We start from the raw sequence: 13,535 nt of genomic DNA, 5'->3' as shown, positions 1-13,535 counted from the left end.
CTCCCTCTCCTGCCTCGCTTACCCGGCAGGCTCAACTCCGTGCCCGTGCACGGATATTGACGGGTACTTACTTTCGGGCAAGTGTGACCCCGCTGGAAGTTTCCTTCAAGGGCTTCAAGAAGGGGTCACCGTGCCGGAACACCTCACCAGTCCCTCCCGTCGCACCCTCCTCGCCGCGAGCGCCGCCACAGTGGCCGCGGCAGTCACCGGAGCCACGCCGGCGGCGGTGGCGGCCGACCGGCCCGCCGTCTCCGACGACCGGCTGAGACGACTCATCTCCGCCATGTCCCTGGAGGAGAAGGTCGGGCAGCTCTTCGTGATGCGGGTGTACGGACACACCGCGACCGACCCCGACCAGGCGGACATCGACGCGAACATGAAGGAGATCGGGGTCCGCGACGCCGCCGGACTGATCGCCAAGTACCACGTCGGCGGCATCATCTACTTCGCGTGGGCGCACAACACCCGCAACCCGCACCAGATCGCCGACCTCTCCAACGGCATCCAGCGCGAGGGCCTCAAACAGAACCCCCGTATACCCCTCCTGATCTCCATCGACCAGGAACACGGCATCGTCGCCCGCGTCGGCAAACCGGCCACCCTGATGCCCGGCGCGATGGCCCTGGGCGCAGGCGCCTTCCGCCGCGGCACCCGGGACGCCGGCGAGGCCGCCCGTATCGCCGGAGCCGAACTCGCCGCCATGGGCATCCGCCAGAACTACGCACCCGTCGCCGACGTCAACGTCGACCCCGCCAACCCGGTGATCGGCGTCCGCTCCTTCGGCTCCGTACCGAAGTCGGTGGCAGCGCTGGTCGCGGCACAGGTGCGCGGCTACCAGGGCGCCGGCATCGCCACGGCCGCCAAGCACTTCCCCGGCCACGGCGACACCAAGGACGACAGCCACAACAAACTCCCGTACATCGACCACACCCGCGAGGAGTGGTCGGCCCTCGACGCCCCGCCCTTCCGGGCCGCGATCGCCGCCGGCATCGACTCGATCATGACCGCGCACATCGTCGTCCCGGCGCTCGACCCCGCCGAGGACCCGGCCACCCTCTCCCGCCCCATCCTCACCGGCATCCTGCGCGAGGAGCTGGGCTACCGGGGCGTCGTGGTCACGGACGCGCTCGGCATGGAGGGCGTACGCACCAAGTACGGCGACGACCGGGTCCCCGTACTCGCCCTGAAGGCCGGCTGCGACCAGCTCCTCAACCCTCCCCTCCTGGACGTGGCGTGGCGGGCCGTCCTGGAGGCGGTCAGGAGCGGCGAACTGACCGAGGCACGCCTCGACGAGTCGATCCTGCGCATCCTCCGGCTCAAGGCCCGACGCGGCCTGTTCGACCACCCGTACGTCACGCACCGGGGCGTCGACCGGACGGTGGGCATACGTTCCCACCTGACCGCCGCCGACCGGTTCGCCGACGCGACGACGACCCTGCTGGTGAACGAGGGCGCTCTGCTGCCGCTCTCCAAGCGGCGGCACCGGCGGGTGCTGGTGCTGGGGGTCGACCCGGCCTCCCCCTCCGGGACGACGGGCCCGCCGACAGGTGTCCTGGCCGCCACTCTCACCCAACTCGGCTTCACCACAACGGTGTTGCCGACAGGATCGGCCCCTTCGCGCGCGAAGATCGACGAGGCGGTGGCGGCGGCACGGACCGGAGCGGACGCGGTGGTCGTCGCGACCCGCAACGTCACGGCGGCGAGCGCCCAGCGGACGCTGGTCACGGAGCTGGCGGCGACGGGAGTCCCGGTCGTGACGGTCGCCATTCAAAACCCGTACGACGTAGCCCAGTTGGCGGCCTCGGGTGCGCGCGCCCAGCTGGCCTCGTACTGCTGGACGGACGTCGAGATGCAGGCGGCGGCGCGGGTGCTGGCCGGGAAGGTACGCCCGGCGGGCCGGCTGCCGGTGCCGGTGCAGAGGGCGGACGATCCGGCGAGGGTGCTGTACGGGGTGGGGTACGGGCTGAGCTACTAGCCGCAGGAGCGGGGGAGCGGGGGAGCGCGGGAGCGTGGTGCGCCGTCGGCGCCGGCCGTCGGCCGTCGGCGCACCACGCTCCGGGCGGATCACCCCGGCGTGATCGGTCCGAGGTAGGTGCCGCCGGAGACGTCGATGGTCTGGCCTGTCACCCAGCGGCCCTGCGGGCCGGCCAGGAAGCCCACCACGTCCGCGACGTCCTCCGGCTGGCCGATCCGGCCGAGCGCGGTGATCGACTCAAGTGCGGCCACCGCCCCGGGGATCTCGGCGTAGCCGGCGATCATGTCGGTGAGTACGACCCCGGGTTCGACCGTGTTCACGGTGATCGCGCGTCGGCCCAACTCGTTGGCGAGCGAAGGACCGAGGGAGGCGAGTGCCGCCTTGGACACGGTGTAGGCGAGCTGGGCGGGCTCCGCGATCCGGGTGGCCGCCGAGCCCATGTTGACGATCCGTCCGCCGTCCCGCAGCAGTGGCAGCGCCCGCTGGATCACGAACAGGGGCGTGCTCACGTTGATCGCCAGAACCCGCTCGAAGTCCTTTTCGGTGAGCTGCCCGATCGAACCGATCGAGTGGATGCCCGCGTTGTTGACCAGGATGTCCAGGCCGTCCGCGCCGTGTTCCGCCAGCCCGGCGGTCAGCCCGTCGAACAGCCGGTCCACCGCACCGCGTTCACCGAACAGCGCCTGCACCGCGAACGCCCGGCCGCCCGCCTCGGCGACCCGCGCCACGGTCTTCGCGGCGGCCTCGCCATTGCCGCCGTAGTGGACCGCGACCAGCGCCCCCTCGGTGGCGAGCCGCAGGGCCACCGCACGCCCGATCCCACGCGAGCCGCCCGTCACCAGTGCGGTCCTGCCGTCCAGTTCCCCCATGATGGCCTCTTCCCTTGTGGCGCCTCGATCAACTCCTGTAACTGTGCAGCCTAGTTGAGCGGGTGAGCCGGATCTGGGGTGTTTGCGGAGCGTCCGTCCGGCGGGCAGGGGACAACCGCTCGACGGGTCTGTCCGGGGCGGGCCACAAGCCTGGACGGCTTTGACCCGCACGCCCCTGTACTGCCCCGACGCGGTGACACTGGTGCCGCGTGCGGACCCGGCCGCGCCGGCAGGGCGGATCGACCACCCGACGGACGGGTGGCTGCCGGAGCGGTGGCGAGCCGCACGGGCAGGATCTGGCGGCGGCCTTCCGCCACGGTTTCCAGCCGGTCGCTCCGCTGCGGATCTGGCTGCGGAGCTGAACCGGGTCCCGAGCCCCGAGGGGCATCAGCCGAAGTCCGCCACGTGGTCCGTGACCCATTCGCGGTAGGTGCGTGCGGGCCGGCCGGTGATCTCGGCCACCGCCGGCGACACCTGCTCCGGCTCCGCCTCCATCTGCCCGTGGGCCTCGACGATGGCGCGGGCGTACGCCGGGGGCAGGCCCGCTGCCTCCAGCGCGGCCGCTGCCGCTTCTTCGTCCAGCTCGTCGAAGACCAGCCGGCGGCCGAGGACGTCGCCGATCGTACGGACCTGCTCGGCCTGGGTCAGCGCCTGCGGGCCGGTCAGGTGCGGGGCCCTGCCCTCCAGGCCGGCTGTCGTCAGTGCCCGTACTGCCACCGCCGCGAGATCCGCCTCGTGGATCAGCGACCGCGTCGCTCGGGCATGCGAGCCGCTGACGACGTCCCCTTCTCTGATCTGCTCCGCCCATGCGAGGGTGTTCGACGCGAAGCCGCCCGCGCGCAGGAACGTCCACTGCAGGGTCGAGGCGCGGATCGCACGCTCAATCGCGGTGTGGAAGGCGAGAATGCCGGGCTCCGGCTCCACGGTGTCGTCGTCCGGCACGCCCCACGCGGACAGGTAGACGATGCGGCGTGCGTGCTTCTCCGCAGCCGCGATCACTGCGGGCGCGGCGTCCGCCGTCAGCAGCGGCCAGATGAGGAAGACCGCGTCCACCCCCTCCATGGCCGCCTCCACGGAAGCCGCGTCTGTCAGGTCGCCGCGTACCACTTCGGCCCGGTCGGGCAGCGAGGCCGTGCCCGGGTCGCGGACCAGGGCGCGCACCTCCACGCCTGCCGCCAGTAGTTGCGCCACGGCCTGGCGCCCTGTCTTTCCCGTTGCGCCGGTCACCAGGATCATCGTCTTCTCCTCGGTAGGTAGTAGCGGGTGCAGCACTCATACGGTGCAACCTGAAGAGAAGTTGAGGTCAAGGGCACCTGTCCTTCCGGTCCCCACCTGCGGGCAGTCCAAGGCGGTTGCCGCTCCGCCGTGAGCTCGGCCCACGCGGAGCGGGGTGTGTGGGGCGGCGAGCCACGTGACCCCGCCGCCCGCCGCCTCAGGCCAGCGTGGAGACGCAGAACGGGGGCCCCTCCAACCCACCGGGCACCCGGCGGAACTCATCGATCCGCCCGACCCGGCGCTGTTCGTCTCCCGCTCCGTCGCGACCGGCCCCTATGCGCTGTCCGCGACGATCCGTCTCCCGATGCCCATGGACCGGGCGCTGCGGCTGATTCCGTCGACGGTCGGCTCCCACCGTCCCGAGAGCCCCGAAAGCGCCGAAAGGTCCGACGCCAACGGGGACGGTCGGCTGCCTAGCGGGGAGTACTAGCGGGGAGTACTAGCGGGGAGTACTAGCGGGGAGTAGGGGGTGCGGGTGCCTTTCCCGGCCACTGCTCCTGCAGGGTTCGTACCGTCTCCCGGATCGCAGGGCGGCGCGCCGCCCCCGTCCGCCACAGCGCGTAGAGACGTCGTGTCGGCACCGGGTCCAGCCGTACCGCCAGCACTCCCTCCGGGAGCTCGCCCCTGCCCAGGCGGGGGATCATCGCGATGCCCAAACCGGCGGCGATCAGGGCGAGTTGAGTGTGGTTCTCCTCTGCCTGGTGGGCGACATCCGGTTCGTAGCCCGCCGTGCGGAGCGTGCGCATGAGCCAGTCGTGGCAGACCGTTCCCGGGGGCTGGCAGATCCAGCGTTCGGCGGCGAGCTCCTCGCGGCGTACGTCCGTACGGCCGGCCAGCGGGTGCCCGGCAGGGACCAGCAGGTCGCAGGGGTCGTCGCCGATCACCGCCTGTTCGACGCCCTCGGGGGCGGGCAGTGGGGCGATGTCCCAGTCGTGGGCGACGGCCAGGTCAAGGGCGCCCTTGGCGACCAGGTCGACGGAGAGGTGCGGGTCCACTTCCGTCATACGGGCGTCCAACGCCGGGTGCCGCCGGGCCAGTTCGGCCAGTACGCCCGGCATCAGTCCGCGGGCCGCCGACGCGAAAGCGCCCACCGTCAGGCGTCCGCCCGGCAGGCCGCGCCGTTCTTCGAGTGCCGTCTCGGCGCGTTCGACGATCGAGAGCAACTCATGGGCGGTGGCCGCCAGTTGGACGGCCTCCTCGGTGAGGGCGATGCCCCGGCCCCGGCGCTCCACCAGCTTCGTCCGCGTCTCGCGCTCCAGCTTCGCGATCTGCTGCGAGACCGCCGACGGGGTGTAGCCGAGCGCGGTGGCGGCGCCCGCCACCGACCCGTGGACGGACACCGCGTGCAGGGCGCGCAGCCGGGAGAGATCGAGCATCGCAGAACCACCATTCGACAGCGTTGCTTCATCCTACGGTGAAGAAATCCGAGCTGGTGCTAAAGGGTCGGTGGGCGTGATCCTCGACCCATGCCCACGTCACCGTCCGTTTCCCTGGCCTCGCACCTGCCCATGCGGCCCGCGCACCTCACCCTGGCGGTCGTCGTCGCCGCCGTCTGGGGAGTCAACTTCGTCGTCATCGAAGTCGGCCTCGCCCACTTCCCGCCGCTGCTCTTCTCCGCCCTCCGCTTCCTGGTCGCTGCCCTCCCGGCGGTCTTCTTCGTGGGCCGCCCGAAAGTGGCCTGGAAGTGGATTATCGGCGTCGGGCTGGCTCTCGGCGTCGGCAAGTTCGGGCTGCTCTTCGTCGGGATGGACCAGGGGATGCCCGCCGGTCTCTCCTCCCTCGTCCTCCAGGTGCAGGCCGTCTTCACCGCCGTCATCGCCATGACGACACTCGGTGAACGTCTCACCCGTACAAGGAAGTGGGGGATGCTGGTGGCCCTCGCGGGCATCGGCGTCGCCGCGTACGACGAGGGTGCGAGCGGGCCCGTGCTCGCGTTCGTCCTCGTCGTCGCCGCTGCCGCCTGCTGGGGTGTGTCCAACGTCCTCACCCGTAAGGCCGCCGCCCCCGACCCCCTCAACTTCATGGTCTGGGTGTCGACCGTCCCCGTGCTTCCGCTGCTCGGCCTGTCGCTCCTCTTCGAGGGCTGGGACCGGGACGTCGAAGCCCTCGCCGCCCTGGACTGGACCGGCGTCGGCATCATCCTCTACGTCGCCTGGGTCGTCACCGTCTTCGGCTTCGGGGCGTGGGGGTTCCTGCTGAGCCGCCACCCCGCCTCCTCCGTCGCACCCTTCACGCTCCTCGTGCCGGTCTTCGGCATGACGTCCGCGGCGCTGCTGCTCGACGAGCAGGTCAGCGGTCTGCGGTGGTGCGCGGCGGCGCTGCTGGTGGGCGGAGTGGCGCTGGCCCAGTTCCGGTTGGACCGGTTCCGGTTGGACCGGTTCCGGCTGCCCGGGCTCAGGGAGAAGTCAGCAGTGCCAGGTGCTCCCGTCCCGCCGCCAGCAGGTGGGGCAGTTCCGCCGCCTGCGGATACCAGCGCTTCTCGTACTCCCAGCACACCCAGTCGTCGGGGCTGAGCAGGGAGAGGCACTCGGCGAGCGGCAGCACCCCGGCGCCCAGGGCGAGCGGGGTGGTGTCCTCGGCCGAGGCGATGTCCTTCACCTGTGCGTAGCCGAGGTGCGGGGCGAGGACGCCGTGCGAGGTGACGGGGGTCTCGCCGCCGAGCCAGGTGTGCATGACGTCCCAGAGGGCCCCGACGTTCTTGTGGCCGACGGCGGCGACCACGCGGGCCGCGTCGACGCCCGTGCGGTGCGAGTCGTGGGTTTCGAGGAGGATGCGTACGCCGTAGTCGTCGGCGGTCTCCGCCGCCGCACCCAGTCGGCGTGCGGCCCGTGCGTCGCCGTCCTCGGAGCCGTCCGTGGGGCTGTCCGAGGAGCTGTCCGAGCGGTTCGAGCCGTCCGTGGAGCCGTCTGCCGAGTTCCCGTCCGCCGAGGCCCCGGCGCCGGGGAAGACCCGTACGTACGGTGCGCCGAGATCGCGCGCCAGCTCAAGCAGGCCCCGGATCTCCTCCAGTACGGGACCGTCATCGCCAGGTGCCGCGGCCTTCGCGTACCCGGCGACGGTCAGGATCTCGATCCCGGCGGCGGCGAACGTCGCCACCACCGCGGCCCGTTCTGCCGCCCCGATCCCCGGATGCACCGGCTCCTCGGGGTGGGCGCGCAGCTCGACGCCCTGGAAACCGGTCGCGGTGGCGAGCGCGACGACGTCGGACATCGGCATCCCGGGGACGCCGAGGGTGGAAAAGGCGAGCTTCACCGTGCGACAACTCCTTCTGTTCCTGCGGACGTTCCTGTGCTCGTTGGTGCTGGTGCGGGCGCTGTGGTCAGGTCCAGCAGCCAGTCCTGGCCGACGAGGTTCGCCCCGTACGACCGGTGCGGCTGCTCCGCGACCAGGACGAACCCGGCCCGCTGGTAGATCTTCCGTGCGGCGGTCAGCACATCATTCGTCCAGAGCACCACTTCCCCGTACCCCGCGCCGCGCGCGAAATCCACCACGGTGGACACCAGCCGCTCGCCGATCCCGTGCCCGCGCGCGGACGGCTCGACCAGCAGCAGCCGCAGCCGGGCCGTCGGCGGCCCCGGCGCGACCCCGTCCCGTACGCACATCACACTCCCCACCGGCCGGCCGTCCAGCTCGGCGATCCACACCCGCTCCAGCTGCGGGTCGTGGTCCTGGGCGAACCCGGCGACGATGCCTGCGACGAAGCCCTCGTACGCCACGTTCCATCCGAACTCGGCCGCGTACAGGGCCCCGTGCCTGGCGATGATCCATCCGAGGTCCCCGGGGCCGCTCTCCCGCAGCACCGGCTCCGGCTCCGACTGCGGAAGCTTCCCGGCCGTGCCTGCCGTACCGTCCAAGCCCTCCAGTACAGCCCGCACCTCTCGCATCCCGTGCGTCATCCGCTCCCGCTCCTCGGGTGGTACGCGGGAGAGCAGTGCGCCCACCGCCTCCCGCGAGCGCTCGTCGAGCAGGGACGCCGCCTCGCGCCCGTGCGCGGTGAGGGTGACGCGCTGGCGGCGCGGATCGTGCGGGGAAGCGGTGCGTTCCACCAGTCCGTCCCGCTCGAACTTGCCGAGCAGACGGCTCAAGTACCCGGCGTCCAGGCGCAGTCGGGACCGCAGGTCGGCGGCGTCGGTGCGGCGGTCGTGCGCCAGCTCGTACAGCACCCGGGACTCGGTGAGGGTGTACGGGGCGGAGAGGTGGCGGCTGTAGTCGAGCGCGCCGATCAGATTCGTATAGAAACGGTTGAAGGCGCGCATTTCGTGGATGCTCATGGAGCGCTCCCGTCCTGGTCTCCCTTGACTGAGTCAACGGTACGCCGCCGGGTCCGGTGAGGGAACGACCCGGCGAGTCAACGGCGTAGGCGACAGTCGTACGGGGCAGGAGTCGCCCATGACTCAGACCTCCGCTTCCGCCTGGCAATTCACCGACTCCCGGGGGCAGTTGGCGTTAGCCGCCACGCGTCCCAGCCGTATCGCCGCGTACATCCAGGCAGGTGCGACCCTCTGGGACCACGGCCTGCGCCCCCTCGGCATCTTCGGCTCCCACCACGACGGCCCCCACCCCGACCGCGCCAAGTCCGGCCGCCTCCCCCTCGACGGGCTGACCTACTACGGTGCGGGCGCGAGCCTCGACCCCGACGAGGTCCTCGCCTCCGGCGCTGACCTGCTCGTCGCGGTCAGCTACGGAGGCGGCGCGGTCTACGGCATGGAACCGGACGCCGCCAAGCGCCTGGAGGAGCAGATTCCGGTGGTCGTGATCGACGTCGGCCAGGGCCGCTCACTGTCAGAGGTACGGGAGAACTTCGCCGCGCTCGCGGCAAGCCTGGGCGGCGCCGAACCGCCGGAGGCAGACCACCGACTGGCCGACGCCCAGGCCAAGTTGAAGTCCTTGGTCAGCGCCGAGACCCCGGCGATTGTGGCGCTCTCCCCGGCGAGCGCCACCGAGGCCCACCTGGCCCGCCCGCACGCCTGGCCCGACCTCCGCGCCCTGACCGCACTCGGCGTCCCCCTCCTCGCCCCGCCCCCGGAGGGCGGCGCCAACTGGGCCACGGTGCGGTGGGAGGCGGCCGCCGCCCTGGCCCCGCGCATCGTCCTCGCGGACGTACGCGCCAATGCGGCGCCCCTGGACCCCTCGCTCCTGGGCGCTTCCCGCCGGGGCGACGGCGTCCGCGTACTCCCGTGGAACCCCGAACTCCCCGCGAGCAGCACGGCCCACACCGGCTTCTTCGACGGCATCGCGGAGGCGCTGACCGGCTGACCTGCGGATCTGTGGACCCGGCTCCTGGGGGGCCAGACCCCTGGGGGATCATGCGAGAAGCGCGACGCACGAACCCCAGGAGGCAACCCATGTCCCGTCCGATCACCCTCGTCACAGGCGGCAGTAGAGGAATCGGCGCCGCCACCTGCCTGCGGCTGGCGGCCGACGGCCATGACATCGCGCTCGCGTACGTACAGGACAAGGCCGCCGCGGAGGAGACCGCGGCGGCGGTCCGCGCAAGCGGCGCCCGCTGTCTCGTCGTGCAGGCCGACACCTCCCTGGAGACCGACGTCAACCGCCTCTTCGACACCGCGGCGGCCGAACTCGGCCCGCTCACCGGCCTCGTCAACAACGCCGGCGTCACCGGCAAGCTCTCCCGTATCGCCGACGCCACCACCGAGGACCTGCGCCGCGTCATCGACGTCAACGTCTTCGGCACTCTGCTGTGCTGCCGCCGCGCCGCCCGCGACATGACGGCGAACGGCGGCGGCGCCATCGTCAACATCTCCTCCGGCGCGGCCACCCTCGGCAGCCCCGGCGAGTACGTCCACTACGCCGCCTCCAAGGCCGCCGTCGACACCCTCACCCTCGGCCTCTCCAAGGAACTCGGCCCCGACGGCATCCGCGTCAACGCGGTCGCCCCCGGCCTCACCGACACCGACATGCACGCCACCATGGGCGACCCCGACCGCCCGGCCCGGATGGCCCCCGAGATCCCCCTCCGCCGCGCCTGCGCCCCCGGCGAAATCGCGGCTGCCGTCGCCTGGCTCCTCTCGCCGGACGCCTCGTACACCACGGGAACGGTGCTGCGGGTGGCGGGCGGACGCTGAGTCGTCGGATCAGTCCGCGATGCGGACGCTGAGTCTCGGATCAGTCCGCGATGTCGACGCCGTAGCCGCGGGCCAGCGCTTCGAGGCCGTGGTCGTACCCCTGGCCCACGGCCCGGAACCGCCACTGCCCCGCGCGGCGGTAGAACTCGCCCAGCAGCATGGTCCGTTCGGTGGTCGCCGCGTCCAGCGTGGCCCGCGCGAGGGTGGCCCCGCCGCTGCCCTGCGAGGTGGAGATCTGGAGCGGGCCCACGTCCTTGAAGGTCGCCGTGCCGTCGACGGCGGCCGCCACGACCACCCGGAGGGCGGCCGGGGGCAGGGCGGCGAGGTCGGCGGTGACGGTCTGCTCGGTGGGTCCGTCGGTGAGCAGGCGGACCGTACCGGCGGGGTTCTCCGGAGCGCCGAAGAAGACGAAGTCCTCGTCGAAGGAGACCTGTTCGTCGTCGTCCAGGACGAACGCGACGACGTCGATCGCGCAGGCCGTACGGGACCCCCAGGTGGCGGTGACCGAGAGCGGCGTTCCCGCCCGGAGCGCGGGCAGGTCCACCACGCCGCCGCGCGGCATGATCTGCGGGGCGTGCGGCCGGAGGGCGGCGCCCGGTTCGTACACGGGGATCGGCCCGTCCAGCCAGTCCGGTGCGTGGGCGGGGACGGCGAGCGTGACGATCCGCTTCATCCTGCGGTCCTTCTCGCCGCCGGGGAGCACGAGGGCGTCGGTGACGCTCGCGGAGAGGTTCACGGCTGCCGAACCGCCCAGCTCCACCACCCGGGTGCGGTACGCGGCCGCTTCCGGGTGCGTACCGCCGATGACGAGGACGCGGCGGCCGGAGAGGGGGCCGGTGGCCTTCGGAGTACGGGGAGCGGGAAAAGCCTTGGCAGCAGCGGGAGTTGGGGACCCTGCTGACGTGATCTCCGGCGTGACCTCCCACGTGACCTCCGGCATGCCCGTCGGGGTCGGTGACTGCGGTGCAGGCGCGGGCGGCCACGCCGGAGCCGCCGACGGCCGTGCGGGAGCGTCGTGCGGCGTCCCTGCCCGTACCTCTCCCAGCAGCCGCAGGAAGGTGTGCTCGTCGATCACCGGGACGCCCTCGGCCAGCGCCCGGCGGGCTTTCGCAGAGCCGGTGGTGCTGTCGTTGGTGACCAGAACGCTGGTGTGCCTGCTGACCGAGCCCATGACGTTCAGCCCGGCGGCCACCGCGCGCACCACCAGCTCCGTACGCCCGATGTCGGTGCCGCCGGTGAGGGCCACCTTCATACCCTGCACCAGCGGCCCGTCCGGAGCCGCCCGGCCCGGATTGCGGTAGGCGCACGACGCCTTGGGCGGCTGCGGGGTGAACTGGGCGTCCTGCCTGGGCGGGCACGGGACCAGCGGCAGCGGTACGTCCAGCTGCGCGGCCCCCGCCAGGGAGGCCCGCAGGATGCCTGCGAGCGTCCGGGTGTCGTCCAGGGCGTCGTGCGCGCGCAGCTGCGGTACGCCGTAGTGGGCGGCCAGCGTGCCCAGCTTGAGGTCGGCGGTGGGCGGGTCCAGCTGCCGGTTGAGGGACACGGTGCACAGCCGCCGCGCGACGGGCAGCCACACCCCGGCCCTGGCGAACTCGTGCGCCAGGAAGTCGTAGTCGAACTGGGCGTTGTGCGCGACCATCACCCGGTCCTGGAGCATCGCCGCGAGCTGCCCCGCCACCTGGTCGAAGGTCGGTGCCCCGCGCAGCCGCTCCCGGGTCAGGCCGTGAATGTCGACCGGTCCGGGGTCGCAGCCGGGGTCGAGCAGCGTGGAGAACTCGCCCGTCTGCTCTCCGTCCGGGCCTAGCGTGATCACCGCGACCGACAGCACCCGGTCCCGGCGGGCCGTCAACCCCGAGGTCTCGACGTCCACCAGGGCCCAGTCATGGGCGTAGTCCGGCAGGTCCGGCAGGCAGCGTGCGCCGAGAGGTGAGGAAGAAGTGAAGGCCATGAGGAGAAGGATGGAGTGATGAGAGGGCCCCCTCAAGCGGAATGACGATTTGTCCTACTTGTTGGGTCCTACTCGCTCTTGTTGGGCCCTACTTGCTTGCTCGGCCCGTCGAACCGCGCACCACCAGCTCCGCAGGGACCGTCTCCACGTAGCCGGGGCCGGCCGGCGGGTTCGCCGTCGTCGCGAGCAGCCCGGCCCGTGCGCCCGCCTCGTACAGGGGCAGTCGTACGGTCGTGAGGGCCGGCACCGTGTCCGTCGCCGACGGAAGGTCGTCGAAACCGGCGACCGAGAGGTCCTCGGGGATGCGCAGACCACGCTCGCGGGCGGCGGCGCAGACGCCCAGGGCGATGGTGTCGTTGGCAGCGACGACCGCTGTCAAGTCCGGCTCCGCAACGAGGAGTTGAGCGAGGGCGGCGTGGCCCGACGCGCGGTCGTAGGGGCCGTGGAGGGTGAGGGCGGGGTCGTACACGAGGCCCGCTTCACGCAGGGCGTCGCGGTGGCCCTCCAGGCGGTGGCGGGTCGTGGTGCGCTCGACGGGACCGGCGACGTAGCCGATGCGGGTGTGGCCGAGGGTGAGGAGGTGCTCGGTGAGACGGCGGGCGCCGGTGCGGTTGTCGAAGGAGAGGGTGGCGGTGACGGTGCTGCTCCCGGGCAGGACCCCACCCTCCGTCAGTGCCGGTCTCCCGCACAGGATGATGCGGGTGCCCGCCGCCGCCAGCTTCGCGAGTTTCGCGGCCACCGCCGCCGAGTGTTCGGTGTCCTCGATCGCGCCGCCGGTCAGGATCACCGCGGCGGCGCGCTGGCGCTGGAGCAGGGTGAGGTAGGTGAGTTCGCGTTCGGGGGAGCCGCCCGTGTTGCAGACGACGGCCAGCTTCTCGCCGCCGGTGCGTGCGGTGCCGTCGGGGCCGCTGATCCGGGACTGGGCCGCCCCGGCCATGATCCCGAAGAACGGGTCGGCGATGTCGTTCACCAGGATGCCGACCAGGTCGGACGTGGCGGCGGCGAGCGCGCTCGCCGGGCCGTTCACCACGTAGTCCAGGTCCGCGACCGCGCGCAGCACGCGCGCGCGGGTCGCCTCCGCCACCGGGTAATTGCCGTTCAGGACACGGGAGACCGTGGCCGGGGACACCTGGGCGCGGTGCGCCACGTCCGCCAACGTCACCGTCATGCGTCCGCCCCCGCCACTGTCACGTCTGCCCCCGGAGCCGTCACGTCTGCCCCGGTCACCGTCCCGTCCGTTCCCGGTGCCGTCACGTCCGCCCCCGTCCCCGTCATGCGTGCGTCCCCGTCACTGTCATCGCGCTGCCTCATCTGCTTGGTCGCCGGGCCCGTCCGGTGGGCCTCCAGGGGCTTCCGGGTCTTGTCGCACCGCCGTGCACAGG

The 13,535-nt window shown here is 72.2% G+C and carries 12 protein-coding genes; 5 read left to right on the top strand and 7 right to left on the bottom strand.

Features of this window, described 5'->3' with window-relative positions; translation table 11 throughout:
• The first annotated feature begins 130 nt into the window (after positions 1–130).
• Positions 131–1,975, top strand: coding sequence for a glycoside hydrolase family 3 protein (locus AB0D18_RS02030; RefSeq protein ID WP_362411168.1), 1,845 nt, complete (start codon positions 131–133; stop codon positions 1,973–1,975).
• An 89-nt stretch (positions 1,976–2,064) separates the two neighbouring features.
• On the opposite strand, the gene AB0D18_RS02025 is transcribed toward AB0D18_RS02030, so the two are convergent.
• Entirely contained in the window at positions 2,065–2,844 is a 780-nt protein-coding gene (locus tag AB0D18_RS02025; RefSeq protein WP_362411165.1) for an SDR family oxidoreductase, read from the bottom strand.
• Positions 2,845–3,231: 387 nt separating this feature from the next.
• The gene (locus AB0D18_RS02020) at positions 3,232–4,080 is read right to left on the bottom strand and encodes an NAD(P)H-binding protein (RefSeq protein WP_362411162.1); all 849 of its coding nucleotides are present in this window, start codon (positions 4,078–4,080) and stop codon (positions 3,232–3,234) included.
• 175 nt (positions 4,081–4,255) lie between these two features.
• Between AB0D18_RS02020 and AB0D18_RS02015 the strand changes: the two genes are divergently transcribed.
• Entirely contained in the window at positions 4,256–4,549 is a 294-nt protein-coding gene (locus AB0D18_RS02015; protein WP_362411159.1) for a hypothetical protein, read from the top strand.
• A 22-nt stretch (positions 4,550–4,571) separates the two neighbouring features.
• Here AB0D18_RS02015 and AB0D18_RS02010 read toward each other — a convergent pair whose 3' ends face one another.
• Positions 4,572–5,495 carry a LysR family transcriptional regulator gene (locus tag AB0D18_RS02010; RefSeq protein WP_362411156.1) on the bottom strand — a complete coding sequence of 308 codons (924 nt, stop codon included), beginning with the start codon at positions 5,493–5,495 and terminating at the stop codon, positions 4,572–4,574.
• Between the two features lie 132 nt (positions 5,496–5,627).
• Here AB0D18_RS02010 and AB0D18_RS02005 point away from each other — a divergent pair, with 132 nt between their 5' ends.
• Complete coding sequence (locus tag AB0D18_RS02005) at positions 5,628–6,632, top strand: EamA family transporter (RefSeq protein ID WP_362412121.1); 1,005 nt, start codon at positions 5,628–5,630, stop codon at positions 6,630–6,632.
• Here the strand turns inward: AB0D18_RS02005 and AB0D18_RS02000 are convergent.
• Together AB0D18_RS02000 and AB0D18_RS01995 are read right to left on the bottom strand one after the other, a co-directional pair.
• Complete coding sequence (locus AB0D18_RS02000; RefSeq protein ID WP_362411153.1) at positions 6,514–7,371, bottom strand: sugar phosphate isomerase/epimerase; 858 nt, start codon at positions 7,369–7,371, stop codon at positions 6,514–6,516. The two genes, AB0D18_RS02005 and AB0D18_RS02000, sit on opposite strands and share 119 nt — an antisense overlap.
• Positions 7,368–8,390: a helix-turn-helix domain-containing GNAT family N-acetyltransferase gene (locus AB0D18_RS01995; protein WP_362411150.1), complete on the bottom strand. Its 1,023-nt coding sequence runs from the start codon at positions 8,388–8,390 to the stop codon at positions 7,368–7,370. The genes AB0D18_RS02000 and AB0D18_RS01995 overlap by 4 nt, the downstream gene beginning before the upstream one ends.
• A gap of 118 nt (positions 8,391–8,508) precedes the next feature.
• Between AB0D18_RS01995 and AB0D18_RS01990 the strand changes: the two genes are divergently transcribed.
• Together AB0D18_RS01990 and AB0D18_RS01985 are read left to right on the top strand one after the other, a co-directional pair.
• Complete coding sequence (locus AB0D18_RS01990) at positions 8,509–9,375, top strand: ABC transporter substrate-binding protein (protein ID WP_362411147.1); 867 nt, start codon at positions 8,509–8,511, stop codon at positions 9,373–9,375.
• Positions 9,376–9,464: 89 nt separating this feature from the next.
• On the top strand, positions 9,465–10,205 hold the full coding sequence (locus AB0D18_RS01985; RefSeq protein WP_362411144.1) for an SDR family oxidoreductase: 741 nt from the start codon (positions 9,465–9,467) through the stop codon (positions 10,203–10,205).
• 40 nt (positions 10,206–10,245) lie between these two features.
• Here AB0D18_RS01985 and AB0D18_RS01980 read toward each other — a convergent pair whose 3' ends face one another.
• Positions 10,246–12,153 carry a TerD family protein gene (locus AB0D18_RS01980; RefSeq protein ID WP_362411141.1) on the bottom strand — a complete coding sequence of 636 codons (1,908 nt, stop codon included), beginning with the start codon at positions 12,151–12,153 and terminating at the stop codon, positions 10,246–10,248.
• Between the two features lie 88 nt (positions 12,154–12,241).
• The gene (locus AB0D18_RS01975) at positions 12,242–13,321 is read right to left on the bottom strand and encodes a LacI family DNA-binding transcriptional regulator (RefSeq protein ID WP_362411138.1); all 1,080 of its coding nucleotides are present in this window, start codon (positions 13,319–13,321) and stop codon (positions 12,242–12,244) included.
• Positions 13,322–13,535: the final 214 nt, after the last annotated feature.

The sequence above is a fragment of the Streptomyces sp. NPDC048442 genome, assembly GCF_040651475.1.
GTDB lineage: Bacteria > Actinomycetota > Actinomycetes > Streptomycetales > Streptomycetaceae > Streptomyces.
The sequence above is the reverse complement of the archived record's forward strand: the minus strand, read 5'-3'. Positions and strand labels throughout refer to the sequence as shown.

Excerpts from the sequence above, each read along its gene's own strand:
- AB0D18_RS01985 (WP_362411144.1), top strand. The coding sequence starts at position 9,465 with ATGTCCCGTCCGATCACCCTCGTCACAGGCGGCAGTAGAGGAATCGGC.
- AB0D18_RS02010 (WP_362411156.1), bottom strand. The coding sequence starts at position 5,495 with ATGCTCGATCTCTCCCGGCTGCGCGCCCTGCACGCGGTGTCCGTCCAC.
- AB0D18_RS01990 (WP_362411147.1), top strand. The coding sequence starts at position 8,509 with ATGACTCAGACCTCCGCTTCCGCCTGGCAATTCACCGACTCCCGGGGG.
- AB0D18_RS01975 (WP_362411138.1), bottom strand. The coding sequence starts at position 13,321 with ATGACGGTGACGTTGGCGGACGTGGCGCACCGCGCCCAGGTGTCCCCG.
- AB0D18_RS02020 (WP_362411162.1), bottom strand. The coding sequence starts at position 4,080 with ATGATCCTGGTGACCGGCGCAACGGGAAAGACAGGGCGCCAGGCCGTG.
- AB0D18_RS02025 (WP_362411165.1), bottom strand. The coding sequence starts at position 2,844 with ATGGGGGAACTGGACGGCAGGACCGCACTGGTGACGGGCGGCTCGCGT.
- AB0D18_RS01980 (WP_362411141.1), bottom strand. The coding sequence starts at position 12,153 with ATGGCCTTCACTTCTTCCTCACCTCTCGGCGCACGCTGCCTGCCGGAC.
- AB0D18_RS01995 (WP_362411150.1), bottom strand. The coding sequence starts at position 8,390 with ATGAGCATCCACGAAATGCGCGCCTTCAACCGTTTCTATACGAATCTG.
- AB0D18_RS02005 (WP_362412121.1), top strand. The coding sequence starts at position 5,628 with ATGCGGCCCGCGCACCTCACCCTGGCGGTCGTCGTCGCCGCCGTCTGG.